This is a genomic window from Streptosporangium sp. NPDC002524 (genome assembly GCF_040295985.1).
Taxonomy (GTDB): Bacteria; Actinomycetota; Actinomycetes; order Streptosporangiales; family Streptosporangiaceae; genus Streptosporangium.
Window position 1 is genome coordinate 136,665 of the sequence record NZ_JBEOWK010000021.1, and the last position, 17,066, is coordinate 153,730.

Genomic DNA, 17,066 nt, shown 5'->3' on the forward strand with positions numbered 1-17,066 from the left:
CGCCAAGTCCTATATGTCGCCGCCGACGTGCCTGCCCACCGGTTCCGCTTCGCCGCCGCGCGTGATGTCGCGGTCCAGGCCGAACGGATCGGCGGGCTCACCGGTGTGAACGTCCAGCGGGCCCTGCGCCAGCCTGGTTACCTCGGGGGGCACCGGCGGCGCGAAGTCAGCCACAAGACGCAGTCCAGTGAGAACGTCGTCGGGTCGAACGGCAGGAGTTTCGTGCCGTACAACCATGCGAAGTATGACACATGGCTGACTGGACGCCTGACCTGCTGTTGTCTCGGTTCCCTCAAATACCCTGAGGCTCAGCACCGCTTCACGTGCGTCGAAGCGTCGCATCCCCTTCTTCGTAAGGCGTTCGACCTCGACGTGGTCCGTGGCGAGGAACTTCCCGGCCGCGGCCTCGGCGAGGGCGAGATCGGCTCCCGGCAGCCGCAGCTCCCACGCCGAGCACTCCATCCGGTCGGCCAGGCTCGCGGAGCCCGCCTCGACGACGTCGAGCACGTCGAGACCGGGCGGCAGCGAGGCGTCCAGGGCGGCTCGCAGCCGCTCCGGGTCACACTCGCGCGTCACGCTGATCTCGAAGTACTCGGCCTCGCTGGCGACCCCGGTGGGGGCGGCCGCTCCCACGTAGGAGATCTTCGGGTGGGGCGAGAAGCCCGCGCTGAACGCCACCGGGACGTCGGCTCTCCGGACCGCCCTTTCGAGGGCCCGGGTGATGTCGCGGTGACTGGTGAAGCGCAGGCGGCCGCGCTTGGCGTAGCGCGCGCGCAGGCGCTGCACCACGGGCGCGGGCGGCGGCCCGTCGGGAGCGGGTTTCAGGGTGGTGTCGTCCTTCCCAAGTCGTGGTCGTCGTTTCCGGGGAGGCGGCGCTCACGCACCGCCCACCTCAGACAACCGTCAGTGGCAGCAGCTTCTTCCCGGTGGGCCCGATCTGGATCTCGGTCCCCATCGTGGGGCAGACGCCGCAGTCGTAACACGGGGTCCATCTGCAGTCCTCGACCTCGACGTCGTTGACCGCGTCCTGCCAGTCCTGCCAGAGCCACTCGCGGTCGAGACCGGCGTCGAGGTGGTCCCAGGGCAGGACCTCGTTCTCCTCGCGCTCGCGCGTGGTGTACCAGTCGACGTCGACGCCGACCTCGGCGGCGGCGTCCATCCAGCGCTGGTAGGAGAAGTGCTCGCTCCAGCCGTCGAACCGGCCGCCGCCCGCCCAAACCGCGCGGATGACCTCGCCGACCCTGCGGTCGCCCCGGGAGAGCAGGCCCTCCACGATCGAGGGCTTGCCGTCGTGGTAGCGCAGGCCGATGGCGCGGCCGTAGTCACGGTCGCCCCGCAGGGCCTCCTTCAGTGCCCTGAGCCTGCGGTCGACCGTCTCGTGGTCGGCCTGACCGGCCCACTGGAACGGGGTGTGCGGCTTGGGCACGAACCCGCCGATGGAGACCGTGCAGCGCACGTCGCGCGACCCGGTGGCCTCGCGGCCCGCCTTGATGACCTTCTTGGCGAGGTCGGCGATGCCCTGGACGTCGGCGTCCTCCTCGGTGGGCAGGCCGCACATGAAGTAGAGCTTCACCTGCCGCCAGCCCTGGGTGTAGGCGGTGCTGACGGTCCTGATCAGGTCTTCCTCGGTGACCATCTTGTTGATCACCTTGCGCATCCGCTCGGAACCCCCCTCGGGGGCGAACGTCAGGCCGGAGCGGCGCCCGTTGCGGGAGAACTCGTTGGCCAGGTCGATGTTGAAGGCGTCGACCCGGGTCGAGGGCAGCGACAGGGAGGTGTTGGTGCCCTCGTAACGGTCCGCCAGCCCCTTGGCGACCTCGCCGATCTCGGAGTGGTCGGCCGAGGAGAGCGACAGCAGTCCGACCTCGTTGAAACCGGACGCCTTGACGCCCGCCTCGACCATGTCGCCGATCGTGGTGATCGAACGCTCGCGCACCGGACGGGTGATCATGCCGGCCTGGCAGAACCGGCACCCCCGGGTGCACCCGCGGAAGATCTCCACGCTGAACCGCTCGTGCACGGTCTCGGCGAGCGGGACCAGCGGCTTTTTCGGGTACGGCCACTCGTCCAGGTCCATCACGGTGTGCTTGTGGATCCGCCACGGCACGCCCGACCTGTTGGGCGCGACGCGCTGGATCCGGCCGTCGGGGTGGTAGTCGACGTCGTAGAACTTCGGCACGTAGACCCCGCCGGACTCGGCCAGCCGCATCAGCAGCCCGTCGCGCCCGCCGGGCCTGCCCTCGGCCTTCCACTCGCGGATGACCTCGGTGATCGCGATGGCGATCTGCTCCCCGTCGCCCAGCACGGCGGCGTCGAGGAAGTCGGCGATCGGCTCGGGGTTGAACGCCGCGTGACCGCCGGCCAGCACGATCGGGTCGTCCTCGCCCCGGTCGGCCGCCTCCAGCGGGATGCCCGCCAGATCCAGCGCGGTCAGCATGTTGGTGTAGCCGAGCTCGGTGGAGAAGGAGAGCCCGAGCACGTCGAAGGCCCGTACGGGCCGGTGCGCGTCGACCGTGAACTGGGGCACGCCCTCGGAGCGCATGAGCGCCTCCAGGTCGGGCCAGACCGCGTAGGTCCGCTCGGCCAGCGTCTCCGGCAGCTCGTTGAGGATCTCGTAGAGGATCTGGACGCCCTGGTTGGGCAGGCCGACCTCGTAGGCGTCCGGATACATCAGCGCCCAGCGGACCGTGGTCTCGTCCCAGTCCTTGACGGTCGAGTTGAGCTCACCTCCGACGTACTGGATCGGCTTCTGCACCCTGGGCAGGAGCGCTTCCAGGCGGGGAAACAGCGACTCGACAGACATGGCACCAAGAATATCCGCCTACAGGGGGTGCCACAGGCGGTCGTCGCCCGCTCGCAGCGAGTCGAGCCGGTGGCGCAGCTCCTCACGGGCGGTGCGATCGCGGTGCGCGTTGCGCAGCACGGCCGTGAGAGTACGCAGTTCGCGCATGTCACGCAGCACCGGATAGCCCTCCCAGGTGGTCGCGTCGTAGCCGTAGGCCTCGCTGAAATCGGCCCGCTGGCGTTCGGTCAGGCCGAACCTGCCCCCCTGGAGTGTCGGGATCAGATCGATCTCCCTGGGCCCCGCGCACACCCCGTCCCAGTCGCACAGCAGGAAACCGCCGCTCGTGCGGATCAGGTTGCCCCGGTGGGCGTCCGCGTGGACGAGCCCGTACGGCAGGGCGAACTCCACCCGCTCGTAGTAGGCCTCGGCCAGCGCCTCGCAGCGGCCGAGCAGCCAGTCGCGGTCGTCGCGGTCCAGCGCGACGCTCTCGCCGATCGCCCGGCGCACCCCCCCGAACGGGTCGTGGGTCGGCAGGTCGAACGGCACGGGCGGCAGGTCGTGCAGCCGTCGCAGCAGCGGCCCCAGCTCCACCGGGTCGGGAAGCGGCCCGATGTGCTCCTCGTGGTGCCAGAACGTCGCCAGGAAGCCCTCGGCGGCGACCGGCTGCTTGATCTCCAGCGGCCTGACGGCGGGGAAACCCAGCTCGGCGAGCCATCGGGTGACCCGGATCGAGGTCACCAGCCGGTCGTACCTGCCCGGCGTGGTCGCCTCCGTCAGCCGCACCACGACCTTCTCGCCCGCCAGGTGGTAAACGGCGTTGGCGAAGTCGCGCATCAGCGTCGCGCCCCCGGTGTCGAGCCCGGTCCTGCGGCACGACTCGGCGAGCGCCAGGGCGGCGCGCGGGAGGAGGGGTTCCTCCGCGGTGACGGTCATCGTCCACTTCTCCCGTCCGAGATCGCGTTCCTGGCCCGCTGCGGCAGGCCCACGGCGCAGAAACCCTCGATCTGCCCGGCCATCTGCTCCCCGCCGGGACGTGAGGCCAGCAGCGCGCGGCTCGCGCCGAGGGTGGCGCCCAGGCTGCCGATGCGCCGGTCGGGCGGGAGCGCGAGGATCGGCGCCATGGCGTCCTCGGCGCCCGAGGTGTCGCCCTCCATCAGGTGGGCGATCGCCAGATGGGCGCTGGCCATGGCTTCACATCCGTAGGAGCGGTTCTCCGGGTCCCCCGAGGCGTACAGGGACAGCGACTCGCGCGCCGACTCGATCGCCGGGGCGGAGGCGCCGAGCTGCAGCTGGGCGACCGCCGCGTAGTAGCGCTCCTTCGCCGGGTGGAACGCGAACTCCCCGGCGATCTCGTCGTGCAGCTCGTCGCCCCGGCCCCCGCCGCGGGCGCCGGCCGCCTCGCGCAGCGCCTCGGAGGCCTCCCCGCGACGCCCGAGGAGCGCGTACGAGCGGGCCCTCAGCATGTGCAGGCGGGTGGCCCCCGAGCCCGCGCGGACGTGGGTCAGCCCCTCCTCCGCGTAGCGGGCCGCGTCATTGTGGCGGCGGTCCCACAGCGCCACCGACGACTGCATCCCGCGCGCCCACCCCATCAGCTCCGCGTGCCCGGCCACCTTGCCGTACGTCCACGCGGCGCGGGCGAGGGTGTCGGCGGGGACGCGGCGGTCCATGTCCATGCTGGCGTTGGCCATCAGCCCGCACAGCGCGCCGGTGAGGAAGTACAGCTCCCTGGCCTGCCCGGGGTGGACGCGCCGCTCCAGCGCCCTGCGGGTACGCTCCTGCAGCTCGCGCATCTCCACGAAGAGCGGCAGCGGGGCCTCGGACACGTAGCGCCTGCCGACCCAGATCACCTGGGTGCGCAGCCGCTCCAGCGCCCCGGCGCCCAGCTCGCTCTCCTCGGCCCGCTCGGCGTGCGCGCCGGCCTCGTCGGCCGCCACCGTGATCACGTCGAGGATCGGCGGGGCGGGCGGCGCCGAGCGCAGCTCCTCGGGGGTGTAGTCCTGGGCGAAGCCGAGCTGCACCGGACCGGTCTGGAAGAGCCTGCACAGCAGGTCCGTGTAGTCGCGGTCGGGCCTCGCCCCCGCCTCCCACTCCCGCCAGGAGCGCTCGCTGAGCCCGCGCCGCTTGATCCCCTCCCTGTCGCACATGGCGTGGAAGTGGTCGATGGCCTCCTCCACGGTCCACCCGTGGGCGAGCCTGCGGCACTTGAACCTGGTCTGCTGGGGACAGCAGACGTGGATCTCGTCCACCATCTGCTGGATGACCGCGGCGGACGGCGGCCCGGAGATCCCGGCCAGCGTACGGTTACGGATGATCGTCGCGCACGCCAGCGCGGCGCGGTCGCCGCCGCGTGAGACCGGGGTCATCGGCGCTCCCGGGGGTGCTCTGGGGGTTTCGGGGGACTCAGGGGACTCAGGGGACTCGTGGGACTCGTGGGACTCGGGGGGATCACTTGCGCAGCGAGGGCCGGCGGGCGGGGGAGTCCGCCGGAGGGTAATTCCCCGGGAGCCGGCGCCTCTGTCACGAATCGCCGCCCTGGAAGGGCACGACCGTGCCGCCGTTGCGGAGCTGCGCCTGGAAGAGCTGCCCGCACAGGCTGCTCGGGGTCTCGGCGAACCACACCGCCGGCGGGCTGCCCGCCGACACCGCGGCCCAGCGTCCCTTGCTGAACACGATCCGGTAGTCGGGGAACGCGGTCCGTAACAGTTCGAGTGCCCGTTGCCGCTCGGCGAGCTCAGAGATCACGGCTCCTCCGTCATCGCGAGTTTCGTCTTCGTTCCCAGAATGTTCGCTTGACGAACGCCATGCCAGTGAGAATCGGGGATTCGCGACATGAGGGCCGCTCTCATGTCGGCGAAGGCACAGGGGGGACAGGCGCCGGAACGACTACTGGAACGGCTGCCGGCGCATGTGGATCGCCTGGAGCAGGCCGAAGGCGATCATATTGGCGAACGTGGCCGTACCGCCATAGGAGACGAACGGCAGGGGAAGACCGGTGATCGGCATGATCCCGACGGTCATCCCGATGTTGACGAACGACTGGAAGGCCAGCCAGCACACGATCGAACCGGCCACCAGCGTGCCGAACCGGTCGTCGCACTCGCGCGCGATCCGCACCCCCCGCAGCAGGATCACCCCGAGCAGCGCCACCACGGTGACCGAGCCGAGGAAACCGAACTCCTCCCCCGCCACCGTGAAGATGAAGTCGGTGTGCTGCTCGGGCACGAAACGCCCGGTGGTCTGGCCGCCCCCGAACAGCCCCTTGCCGAACACCTCCCCCGACCCGATCGCGATCAGCGACTGCGTGCTGTTGTAGCCGACGCCGCGCGGATCGCTCGCCGGGTTGAGGAACGCGGTGAACCGGGCGATCTGGTACGGCTCCAGGACATTGAGGAACCACGCGGCCGCCCCCGCGCCGACCACGCTGAGGGTGAGCCCGGCGATCCAGCGCTTGCGGACCCCCGCCACGACGATCGTGCCGGCCGTGATCACCCCGATGACCATCGTGGTGCCCAGGTCGGGCTGGAGCATCACCAGGCCCATGGTGAACATGGACACCACCAGCGCGATCACGACGTCGAAACCGCGCGGCCTGTTGGTGCCCCTGGCGGGCTGGGCCAGCAGCATGGCGAGGATCAGCACCAGGCCGAGCTTGGCGAACTCCGACGGCTGGAACGCGAAACCGCCGCCCAGCATGATCCACGAGTGGGCGCCGTTCACGGTGCTGCCGAGCGGAGTGATCACCAGGATCAGCCCGACCAGCGTCGCGCCGTAGATCAGCGGGGTGAAGGCCCGCAGCGCCCGGTGGTCCACCATCGCGGCCGTACCGGCCAGCACGGCGCCGATGACGAGGTTGAGGATGTGCTTCTTGACCAGCCCCGTGGAGCCGGCCGCCCAGGTCCTGGTCGAGGACCAGACCAGCATCGTGCCAATCACCGCCAGCGCGGCGACCGCGACCAGCATCAGCCCGTCCATCCGGCCCACCGTGGAGGCGGCCGCCACCGTCCGGCCGGCCAGGGACGCCCTCGGCGGCGCGGCCGCCCGGTTCACGTCGCCTCCCCGGCGGCTGTGACCACCGGCCCCCTCACGAGCCCCGTAGCGGACACCAAGCCGGACACCGAGACGGGCGCGCCCACGAAAGGCACCCGCGCGGACGTCCCCCCCGGTACGGCCACCGGCACCGGCACCGTCACCACCGGTGCCACCACTGCCACCGGCGTCATCGAAGCCGTAAGTGAAGCCGTAAGCGAAGCCGTCATCGCGACACCGTCCCGTCCTTGGCGATCACCGGAAGCGCCCGCGCCGGGCGCCCGCCCGGCAGGGCCGAGGAGGACGGCTTCCCGTCGGGTTTGAAGCCGTAGATGCCCTCGTAGATCTTCCGGACCGCCGGAGCCGCGGTCTGGCCGCCCATCCCGCCCTGGGACACCATGGCGACGATCACGAACCGCGGCTTGTCCGTCGGGGCGAACGAGGCGAACCACGACGTGTCGGCCTTGCCGTAGACCTCGGCGGTGCCGGTCTTCCCGCCGATCTTGACCTTGTCCATGGGGAATCCCGAGAAGGCCCCGGCCGCGGTGCCGTCGGAGGCGACCTCGCTCAGCGCCCCCTTGATGTAGGCCCGCTCCTCCCGCGTGATCGGCAGCCTGCCCACCACCGGCACCTTGATCTCCTTGACCTTGGTGCCGTCGGGACGCACCAGCGCCCAGCCCACCCGGGGACTGCGCAGCTTGCCGTCCCCGACCAGCGCCGCGTACGCCGCCGCCAGCTGCAGCGGCGTCACCAGCACGTCGCCCTGCCCGATGGAGAAGTTGGCGGCGTCACCCGGACGCCACTGGAACCCTTCCAGGCAGTTCTCGTACGCCAGCCGCTTGAGGAACGCGGCCCTGCTGGGACTGCTCTTGGCCACCTCCGGATACCCGGTCTTGGCCCGCCTGCAGTTGTCCTCCTTGGTCACCGCCCAGAGCGCCTTCTTCCACGCCCGGTCGGGGATCCTGCCCGGCGACTCGCCCGGCAGGTCGATGCCCGTGGGACGGCCGAACCCGTAGGCCCGCGCCATGTTCGCCATCGGCTCCTTGGTCCTCCCCTTGGGATGGAGCCCGCCGTCGCGCAGCCACTGCTCGTACGCCGCCCGGTAGAAGATCGTGTCGCACGACTTCACCAGCGCCATGTGCAGGTTGAGGACGCCCAGCCCGATGCCGCGGAAGTTGTTGAACGGCCGGTCGCCCACCATGAAGGACCCCGGGCAGTCGTACTTGCCGTGCAGCGGATAGCCGTCCTTGAGCATCGCCGACACCGACGACACCTTGAACGTCGAACCGGGCGCGAACTCGCCCTTGATCGCCCGCGACACCAGCGGCTTGCCGGTCTTGCCCGACAGCAGGCGCTGGTACTCCGCCTCGGAGATCCCCCCGCTCCAGACCGCCGGATCGTACGTCGGCGCGCTGGCCAGCGCGATCACCCGGCTCGTTCTCGCGTCCAGCACCACCGCCGCCGCCCCGTCGGCCTTGGGCGCGCCCTTCATCGCCTCGGCCAGCGCCTTCTCCGCCAACGTCTGCACCCTGGCGTCGATGCTGGTGATGAGCGTGTCGCCCGGGACCGGCGGCACGTGCCGCTCCACCCCGATGACCTTGCCCAGCCGGTCGACCTGCACCCGCCGCATCCCCGGCGTCCCCCGCAGCGGCACGTCGTAGACCGACTCCAGGCCGTCCCTGCCCACCAGGTCGACCCCGGAGAACGCCGACCTGAGCCCGTCGCGCCTGTCCAGCTCCTCCTGCGTGATCGGCTGCAGGTAGCCGAGCGCCTGCGCGCCCGCGCCCTTGCGCGGATACTCCCGCACGGCCTGCACCTCGGCCGTGACCCCGGGGAACTCCTCCTGCCGCTCCAGGATCTGCAGGGCCTCGCGCGTGGTGACGTCGACGTCGATGGGGATCGGCTGGTACGGCGACCCCGGCCAGCACGGACGGGCCACCCCGGGGCCGCACGCCCTGATCCGCTCCCGCAGCTCGGTCGGACGGCGGCCGAGCACCCCGGCCAGCCTCTGGAGCACCTCCTGGCCGTTGCCCGCCATCCGGTTCAGGCGCGTGCGGTCGACCGAGACCACCAGCGTGGTCCGGTTGCGCACCAGCGGGCGGCCCGTCGCGTCGAGGATCTGCCCGCGCACCGCCGGGACGACGACGTCACGCGTACGCGTCTCGGTCGCGGCCTCCACGTACTCCGTACCGCGCACCACCTGCACCTGCCAGAGCCGTACGGCGAGCAGCGCCAGCATCGACACCACCAGCACCTGCACCACGACCAGCCGCCCCCGCATCAGGCCCATACCCCGTCCTCCCCGCGCACCCGGCCGGAACCCCCGGCCCACGACCCGCCCGGCCTCCCGCTCCCCCCGCGGCGAGGCCCGCCACGACCCCACGGCGCACGAGGCCGCGTACGCGGCCTCACAGGCGACTTCGCATGATGTGCTGGGGCACCCGGACGGGACGCGACTCCGGCCCCCGCACGAGCCTCCGCACCATCCACACCACGGGCGGCGCGGCGATCAGGTTGTACGCCATCGCCTGCGGCAGCACCGTCGTCAGCATGGACAGCCCGGTCCGCGGATCCCCCACCAGGGCACCGGTCACCAGGGCGACCACGGGACCGGCGACCGCGCAGGCCATCGCCGCGAGCGGCCCCGCGAACGGCCGGCCCTCCACCGCGCGTCCCGCCAGGAAGCCCATGAGGCAGAGCACGAGCGCATTGTGCCCGAGCAGGTGCGCCGCCGGCGGCAGCAGATCGCTGACGAGACCGGCGGCGAAGCCCATCCCGGCCCCCGCCGCGGCCCCGCGCGCCAGCGCGTACCCCACCACGGCGAGCAGCACCAGATCCGGCGCGGCGTGCCCGGGCAGCGGCAGCCGGTTGACGACGGTCACCTGGACGATCATGATCCCCAGGAGCAGCAGCACGAAGGCCGCGTTGCGGCCCATCCCGTCAGGCCCCCTCTCGCCGGCCGCGGGGAGCCTCCGCCCCGCGCGGGCCGGATTCGGGGCCGGAGCCGGATTCCGCGTCAGAGCCGGACTCGGAGCCGGACTCGGCGCCGGGTGCACGCGACGTGGCCCGCTCCGACGTCGAGGCGTTCTCCTCAAGCTCCTTGGGCTCCTTTGGCTTCTTGGACGGTCCCGGCGGGAGCACCGCGTCACGCGGGTCGCGGCGCGGCGCCCGCACCACCACGCCGACCACGTCCAGCGCGGTGAGATCGGCGGACGGCCGCGCGTACGCGATGCGGGTCAGCTCGCCCGGTGTGGCCTCCACCCGCTCCACCACCCCGATCGGCACCCCCGCCACGTACGGCGCGCCCCGCTGGGAGCCGAAACTCACGATGCGGTGGCCAGGAGTGATCGGCGCGGTCGAGTCGAGCAGCCGGAAACGGACCAGGCGGCCGTTCTCCCCCACGCCGTGCACCACCCCGATCTCGTTGCTGCCCTCCAGCCGGGCCCCGGCCGCCGAGGCGGGGTCGCTGAGCAGGACCACCGTCGAGGTGGACGGGCCCACCTGGACCACCCTGCCGACCAGGCCGTCGGCGTTCAGCACGGTCATCTCCGGGCGCACCCCGTCGGCGCGCCCCACGTCGAGCTCGACGGCCTCCTCGAACCCGGGCGCGCCGCGCCGGGCGATCACCTGGGTGGGCAGGATCCGGTATCCGCCGGTCCCCGCGACCCCGAGCAGCCTGCGAAGCTCCCGGGAACGCTCCCGGTCGAGGCTCTGCGCCGCCAGGTCGTGCCTGAGCCGCTGGTTCTCCGAGCGCAACCTCTCGAGGCGGGCGCGCGCCGAGGGAGCCTCGGCCATCGTCTCGAAGAACTCGCCGACCGGCCGCACGATCCCCGACCCCGCGCTCTCCGCGGCGCCGAACAGCGTCGTGCCGACCGTCCTGAGCGGGCCGAACGGCGACTCCGTGACCGAACGGTGGTCGATGGTGACGAGCACGAGCGCGGCGGCCAGCAGCAGCCCCAGGTTGACCCGTGCCCGGCGGGTGTCCTTCATCAGTGCCGCGGCTCGGGGACCAGGACCTGCTGCAGGGCGTCGAAGTCCTCGACGCACTTGCCCGAGCCGAGCGCGACGGAGTCGAGGGCGTTGTCGACGAGGTGGATCGGCATGCCGGTCTCGGCCTTCAGCCGCTCGTCCATGCCCTTGAGGAGCGCCCCGCCCCCGGTGAGGGCGATCCCGCGGTCCATCAGGTCTCCGGAAAGCTCGGGCGGGCACTTGTCGAGCGTCGTCTTGACCGCGTCGACGATCACGTTCAACGGCTCCTCGATGGCCTTGCGGATCTCCGCGGCCGACACCACGATCGTCTTGGGCAGGCCGCTGACCAGGTCACGGCCCCGGATCTCGGCGTGGCTCTCCTCGGGGAGCATGCACGCGGAGCCGATGGCCATCTTGATCTCCTCAGCCGTGCGCTCGCCGAGCATGAGCGAGTGCTCCTTCTTGGCGAAGGCCATGATCGCCTGGTCGAGCTCGTCGCCGCCCACCCTGATCGACTGGCTGGTGACCACGCCGCCCATCGAGATGATCGCCACCTCGGTGGTGCCACCCCCTATGTCGATCACCATGTTGCCGGTGGGCTCGTGCACCGGGAGCCCGGCGCCGATCGCGGCGGCCATGGGCTCCTCGACGATGTAGACCCTGCGCGCGCCCGCCTGGTAACCGGCCTCCTTGACCGCCCGCTGCTCGACCCCGGTGATCCCGCTCGGCACGGCGATGATGATGCGCGGCTTGGCGAAGTGGCGGCGCTTGTGCACCCGCTGGATGAAATAGCGCAGCATGCGCTCGGTGACGTCGAAGTCGGCGATGACCCCGTCCTTGAGCGGGCGGATGGCCACGATGTTGCCGGGAGTGCGGCCTATCATCCGCTTGGCCTCGATACCAACAGCCACGATCTTCCCCGTCGCGGTGTTGATCGCTACGACGGACGGCTCGTTGAGCACGATCCCGCGGCCCCGTACGTACACGAGGGTGTTCGCGGTGCCGAGGTCGACCGCCATGTCACGGCCCAGAAAAGCAAGATTGCTGCCCATGAGGAAGGCCGGCCTCCTTCCGTCAGGTCGTCGGCGAAAACTACGGAACGCACTCGAATCGTAACGTGACGTACCCACCATTGAGCGCAATGAGGCGGCCTGCCGCAGCAAAATCTTGGGTTGGCCGAACACACCGGGCCCCGCCGCCCACAAGGACGACGGGGCCCGGCAAACGCGGTGAAAACGTACGTCTAGAAGCGATCCGGGAAGAAGATCTTGATCTCCCTCGCGGCGGACTCGGGAGAGTCGGAGCCGTGGACGACGTTCTCGCCGATCTCCAGGGCGTGGTCGCCGCGGATGGTGCCGGGCGCGGACTTGACGGGGTCGGTGAGGCCCGCGAGGCCACGGAAGGCCTCGATGGCGCGCGGACCCTCGAGCACCAGCGCGACCAGCGGGCCGGAGGTGATGAACTCCACCAGCTCGCCGAAGAACGGCCGCTCGGAGTGCTCGGCGTAGTGCACCTTGGCGGTGTCGACGTCCAGGGTGCGCAGCTCCAGCGCCACGACCTTCAGACCCTTGCGCTCGACACGGGCGATCACGTCGCCGATGAGACCACGCGCCACACCGTCGGGCTTGATCAGGACAAGGGTGCGCTCGGACACTGAAGTTCTCCTTCGAACATGTATGGGTCGCGGACTGCGGTAATCGCGCGAAGTTTACCGTCCTTCGCGCGATCCCCCGCGGTCGGCGAGGTCACCACCGGGGGGCGGGCCCGCGCGGCCGGCAGGGTCGTAGCCGAAGACATGCCCACGTGCCCACACGGTCGGCGAGGTCATCGCCGGAGACGGCCCCGCCCGACTGTCGGGGTCGCCACCGAAGGGCGGATCCGCGCGGTCGCCGAGGTCATCGCCGGAGACGGCCCCGCCTCGTCGTCGGGGTCGCCACCGAAGGGCGGGCCCGCGCGGTCGGCGAGGCCATCGTTGGAGGCGGCCCTCCCGGCCGTCGGGGTCACCCACCGGAGGGCCCGCGCGGTCGGCAGGGGCATCGTCGGAGAGTGGGCCCGCACGATCGGCGAGGTCACTGGAGGGCGGGCCCGTTCCCCGGGCCGTCCTCGGGCGAGGGCGCGGGCGGCGGCACCACCACGGGCGGCGCGACGACCTTCTCCTGCTCGGTCTCCGTCTCCGGCTCGGGGTCGCGCTCGGGGACCCTGTCGGGCTCGTGCCGGGGCCTGGGCCTTCCACCCGCGCCCGCCCCGTGCCCGCCCCCGCCGACGGCCATGGACCCGCTCATGGACTCGGTCGCCGCCATGGGCCCCGCCTCGGGATCCTGGCGGACCTGCGGCTGCGGACCGGCCTCGGACCGCGGCCGCACCACCGCGTGTCTCGCCTGCCCGGCCTGCCCCGCCTGCCCGGTCTGTTCGGGCCGGCCGGTCTGACCGGCCTGTTTGGGAGGTCCCGACGCCGTGGCGGCCGGCCACGCGCCACCGCCGAGGTCGACCTCCCCCGCCGGAGAGGGCACGAGCCCGGAGGCGGACCCCACGCCGACCGGGGCGACCCGCGTGTCTCCCATGTCTCCCGTGTCCCCCACATCCCGGGCACCCGCCGAGGGGCCGGGCAGGAAGCGGGCCAGGACGGCGCCGAGCACGATCACCGCGAGCACCAGCCCGCCCCCGATCAGCGCCCACAGATGCAGGGCGTCCACGAACCCGTCGACCAGCGCCTGCGGGGTCGTGGCCTCCTCCAGGCGGGTGACCTGGACGCCGCTGCCCAGCAGGAAGCCCACGAGCACCGCGGGGAAGAACAGCGACAGCGCCAGGAGCGCGGCCCCCTCCCCGCAGGAGCGCAGCGCGCCGGTGAGCGCCACCGAGGCGCCCCCCGCGAGCAACGCGAACGGGATGATCAGCGGAAGCCCTCCGGGAGCGGGAAGGAACAGCCGTACGGCGCACAGGCCCGCGACCATCACCACGAGCCCGCCGGCGGTGACCATGGGCATGACCGCGTGGCCCAGCCGGTTCGCCAGCGCGGCGGCCAGGAGGCCCACCAGCGCGGCGATCGCGAAGGCCGGCCACAAACCGGACAGGCCGGGACCCCCCAGCCCGCCGAGCTCGACGTAGGTGATCTGGGCGGCGGTCGGCAGGGCGACGACGCCGACCGCGATCATCGCGTAGGCCGGCGCCCGGCCGACCGCCCCCTTCGAGGCACCGGAGGAGGCCAGAGCCAGCAGGACGAGCACGGACACCAGCGCCGCGCGGATCACCAGCCCCGGCGACCAGTCGAACGTGCTGCCCAGCGCGAGGGCCGCGACGCCCACGGCGGGCACGAACACCCACAGCGTGCGCCCGCGTTCCGCGACACACCCCACGGGACCGGCGCTCTCGCCCTCCTTCAGCCACAGCACCAGGTAGACCGCGGCGAGCACGAGCGCGACCCCGGTGAGCATCGGGTACGGCTGGAGGGTGACCCGCCAGGAGTCGACCTGGTCAAGGGGCCACAGGGCGAGCGCCTGGGCGGCCAGGAGGCTCGCGGTCAGCGCGGCCGCCCATACGGCCCTGAGGAGCACCGAACGCCCCCACACGGCCATCAGGGTGGCCGGGACCAGCAGGCCCGCGCCGACCCCGTGCAGGACCCGCAGGACCCCCACCAGCGCCGTGGACCCGGCATACCCACCGGCGGCGTCGGCGAAGGCGAGCAGGGTCAGCCCCGCGACCATCATCGGGGCCGCCCTCATCCGGTGCACGGCCACCGCCGCCACCGGCACGGTCAGGACCATCGCGGGAAGCGCCAGCCCGTGCGCCCTGATCATCGCTATCTGCGAGATGTCCGGAGGCAGGAGGGCTGCGACCACCGAGATGGTGTTGGGGATGGCGACGATCGCCAGCGGCAGCACTACCGCGACGAGCAGTCCGAGGACGACGTCGAGCATCAGGGAGACGCGGAGCGCGCGCACCAGGCCCGTGGGCCTGGCGGACACCACCCGAGTCGGCTGGATGGGAGGGACGGCCATGTTGGCCGACTTTAGCGAGAAGTCACGCCCTCGACACGGCGAGCGACGAATATCGCTGTGATCCACAGCGCGGCGAAGATCACTCCGAGGAGGAACATGGTCGGGACCATGAGGCCGGAGGCGATGGCGAGCACCTGGATCACGCTTCCCGCGACGTAGGCGAAAGGCCGCTTGAGCAGGCCGATCACCACCACGCAGAGGAACGCCAGGCCGAGACCGACGGTGGCCGCGACGGCCGGTTCGATGCCCTGCGTGTTGATGGCGACCGGCGTGAACAGGCCGACGACTATGGCCTCCATGCCGAGCACGCTGGCACAGAGACGCCTCATCCCCGGAGTGACCGTGATCATTTTCCGCTCCTCCGGAGTCGCCTAGATCCTGCCCCGCCCGCCGCGCCCGGCCGGCTCGTCCTGTCGCGCCGCCCCACCGCGTTCCGTCTACTCACCGCGTCCCGCCCACTCGGCGCGCCCTCTCCGCTCAGCGCGTACGGCCCACCGCTGAGCACGTACGGCATGTTCAGCACGTGCGACCCGTCGCCCAGCGCGCTCCGCCCGCGTGGCGCGTCTCGTCGCCCGCCGTGCCCTCGTCCGCTCACTGCGCCTCGTCCGCCTTGAGCAGGAGCCGCGCGTCACCGGCGGTCACCACCGACCCGGTGATCAGCACCCCGGCCCCGCTGAACTCGCCCAGGGCGTCGACCAGGCCGATCGCCCGGTCGATCGCGCTGTCCAGCCTCTCGACCTGGTACACCCGGTCAAGACCGAAGATCTCCTCGGCCAGCGCGGCGAGATCGTCCACGTCCATGGACCTCGGCGAGGAGTTCCTGGTCACCACGATCTCGTCCATCATCGGTTCCAGCAGCTCCAGGATGCCCTGGACGTCCTTGTCCTCGAACACCGCCACCACGCCGATGAGCTTCGCGAAGTCGAAGGACTCCTGCACCGCGTCCAGGCTGGCCCGTATCCCCGCCGGGTTGTGCGCGGCGTCGACGACCACCGTGGGGCCCCGGCGGACCACCTCGAGCCTGCCGGGCGAGCGCACCTGCAGGAACGCCTGCCGCACCAGCTCCTCGTCCAGAGGCTCGTCCCCACCGGTCAGCGCCTCCGCCGCGGCCAGCGCGCAGGCGGCGTTGCTCGCCTGGTGGGCACCGTACAGAGGGAGCAGGATGTCTTCGTACGTTCCCTTGAGTCCCTTGAGCCGCAGCAGTTGCCCGCCGATGGCGAGCTCCCTGCTCAGCACGCCGAACTCCAGCCCCTCTCGCGCCACGGTGGCGCCGGTGTCGGCCGCCTGCCTCATCAGCACCGAGGCGGCGGGAAGCTCCTGCTGCGCGAGCACCGCGGTCGCGCCTGGCTTGATGATGCCAGCCTTCTCCCCGGCGATCGTCTCGACGTCGGGCCCGAGGTAGTCGACGTGGTCGAGGGAGATGGGCGTGATGACCGCCACGGCACCGTCGGCGACGTTGGTGGCGTCGGTGATGCCCCCCATCCCCGTCTCGATGACCGCGACGTCCACCGGGGCGTCGGCGAAGGCCGCGAACGCCATCGCGGTGAGGGTCTCGAAGAAGGAGAGCCGCCGCCCCTGAGCATCGACCATCTCCAGGTAGGGCGCGATGTCCTCGTACACCTCGACGAAGCGCTCCTCGCTGAGCGGAGCGCCGTCCACACTGATGCGCTCGCGCATGGAGACGAGGTGAGGGCTGGTGAAGCGGCCGACCCGCAGGTTGCGCTCGCGCAGGAGTGCCTCGATCATCCGGGTCGTGCTCGACTTGCCGTTCGTACCGGCCACGTGCACCACCGGATAAGAGTGCTGCGGGGAGCCGAGCAGATCCACGAGCGCGGCGATCCTGTCGAGGCTGGGCTCGAAGTTCCACTCGACACCACGCTGCATGATCGCTTGTTCAACCGCTCGATAGTCCACGTCTCCAGCCTACTGACGTCCTGGGCGGGTCCCGGACAGGGCCGTAAAGGCTGGTGCAACGCGGACTCCGTGCCACATGAAACTCCACGGGCCGGAAAGCCCGAACATCGCGACCTTGGTGTGGTGGAAGCCGTTAAAGGCTTCACGAAAGCCGTTCTCCGGAGCAGGCAGGAAAGCCCGGCAAAGGCGCCGGAAGGCCCGGAACAGGACCCGGGAGAACAGCACGGGAAAAGACCCCGGAAAGCACGAAGGCCCCCACCAATGGTGGGGGCCTTCATGAATGATTGTCCGGCGGTGACCTACTCTCCCACACCGTCCCCGGTGCAGTACCATCGGCGCTGAAGAGCTTAACTTCCGGGTTCGGAATGTAACCGGGT

Annotated in this window: 14 protein-coding genes and 1 rRNA gene; all 15 read right to left on the bottom strand. The window is 71.5% G+C overall.

Annotation, left to right across the window (positions count from 1 at the left end):
- Positions 1 to 9: 9 nt before the first annotated feature.
- Positions 10 to 789 (bottom strand): TIGR03936 family radical SAM-associated protein, encoded by a 780-nt coding sequence (locus tag ABT053_RS31470; protein WP_350973911.1) that lies wholly within the window; start codon positions 787 to 789, stop codon positions 10 to 12.
- A 103-nt stretch (positions 790 to 892) separates the two neighbouring features.
- Positions 893 to 2,803 carry a TIGR03960 family B12-binding radical SAM protein gene (locus ABT053_RS31475; protein ID WP_350973912.1) on the bottom strand — a complete coding sequence of 637 codons (1,911 nt, stop codon included), beginning with the start codon at positions 2,801 to 2,803 and terminating at the stop codon, positions 893 to 895.
- A gap of 18 nt (positions 2,804 to 2,821) precedes the next feature.
- The gene (locus ABT053_RS31480; RefSeq protein WP_350973913.1) at positions 2,822 to 3,718 is read right to left on the bottom strand and encodes a phosphotransferase family protein; all 897 of its coding nucleotides are present in this window, start codon (positions 3,716 to 3,718) and stop codon (positions 2,822 to 2,824) included.
- Complete coding sequence (locus ABT053_RS31485) at positions 3,715 to 5,148, bottom strand: NsdA family TPR-like regulatory protein (protein ID WP_350973915.1); 1,434 nt, start codon at positions 5,146 to 5,148, stop codon at positions 3,715 to 3,717. The genes ABT053_RS31480 and ABT053_RS31485 overlap by 4 nt, the downstream gene beginning before the upstream one ends.
- Positions 5,149 to 5,302: 154 nt before the next feature.
- On the bottom strand, positions 5,303 to 5,527 hold the full coding sequence (locus ABT053_RS31490) for a hypothetical protein (RefSeq protein ID WP_350973916.1): 225 nt from the start codon (positions 5,525 to 5,527) through the stop codon (positions 5,303 to 5,305).
- Between the two features lie 141 nt (positions 5,528 to 5,668).
- Positions 5,669 to 6,832 carry a rod shape-determining protein RodA gene (gene rodA, locus ABT053_RS31495; RefSeq protein ID WP_350973918.1) on the bottom strand — a complete coding sequence of 388 codons (1,164 nt, stop codon included), beginning with the start codon at positions 6,830 to 6,832 and terminating at the stop codon, positions 5,669 to 5,671.
- A gap of 205 nt (positions 6,833 to 7,037) precedes the next feature.
- The gene (mrdA, locus tag ABT053_RS31500; protein ID WP_350973920.1) at positions 7,038 to 9,101 is read right to left on the bottom strand and encodes a penicillin-binding protein 2; all 2,064 of its coding nucleotides are present in this window, start codon (positions 9,099 to 9,101) and stop codon (positions 7,038 to 7,040) included.
- A 118-nt stretch (positions 9,102 to 9,219) separates the two neighbouring features.
- Positions 9,220 to 9,747 (bottom strand): rod shape-determining protein MreD, encoded by a 528-nt coding sequence (gene mreD / locus ABT053_RS31505; RefSeq protein ID WP_350973922.1) that lies wholly within the window; start codon positions 9,745 to 9,747, stop codon positions 9,220 to 9,222.
- Between the two features lie 4 nt (positions 9,748 to 9,751).
- Positions 9,752 to 10,801, bottom strand: a complete 1,050-nt coding sequence (mreC, locus tag ABT053_RS31510; RefSeq protein WP_350973924.1) for a rod shape-determining protein MreC — start codon at positions 10,799 to 10,801, stop codon at positions 9,752 to 9,754.
- Positions 10,801 to 11,832, bottom strand: coding sequence for a rod shape-determining protein (locus ABT053_RS31515; protein ID WP_350973925.1), 1,032 nt, complete (start codon positions 11,830 to 11,832; stop codon positions 10,801 to 10,803). Before ABT053_RS31515 ends, mreC begins: the two co-directional genes overlap by 1 nt.
- A 191-nt stretch (positions 11,833 to 12,023) precedes the next feature.
- Entirely contained in the window at positions 12,024 to 12,434 is a 411-nt protein-coding gene (gene ndk / locus ABT053_RS31520; protein ID WP_329084418.1) for a nucleoside-diphosphate kinase, read from the bottom strand.
- A gap of 415 nt (positions 12,435 to 12,849) precedes the next feature.
- A complete protein-coding gene (locus tag ABT053_RS31525) occupies positions 12,850 to 14,775 on the bottom strand; it encodes a hypothetical protein (RefSeq protein ID WP_350973928.1) in 1,926 nt (641 codons plus the stop codon).
- 11 nt (positions 14,776 to 14,786) lie between these two features.
- On the bottom strand, positions 14,787 to 15,125 hold the full coding sequence (locus ABT053_RS31530) for a DUF4233 domain-containing protein (RefSeq protein ID WP_344743203.1): 339 nt from the start codon (positions 15,123 to 15,125) through the stop codon (positions 14,787 to 14,789).
- A gap of 241 nt (positions 15,126 to 15,366) precedes the next feature.
- Entirely contained in the window at positions 15,367 to 16,659 is a 1,293-nt protein-coding gene (locus ABT053_RS31535; RefSeq protein WP_350973930.1) for a bifunctional folylpolyglutamate synthase/dihydrofolate synthase, read from the bottom strand.
- 316 nt (positions 16,660 to 16,975) lie between these two features.
- Positions 16,976 to 17,066: ribosomal RNA gene (gene rrf / locus ABT053_RS31540) — 5S ribosomal RNA — on the bottom strand; the annotation flags it as partial.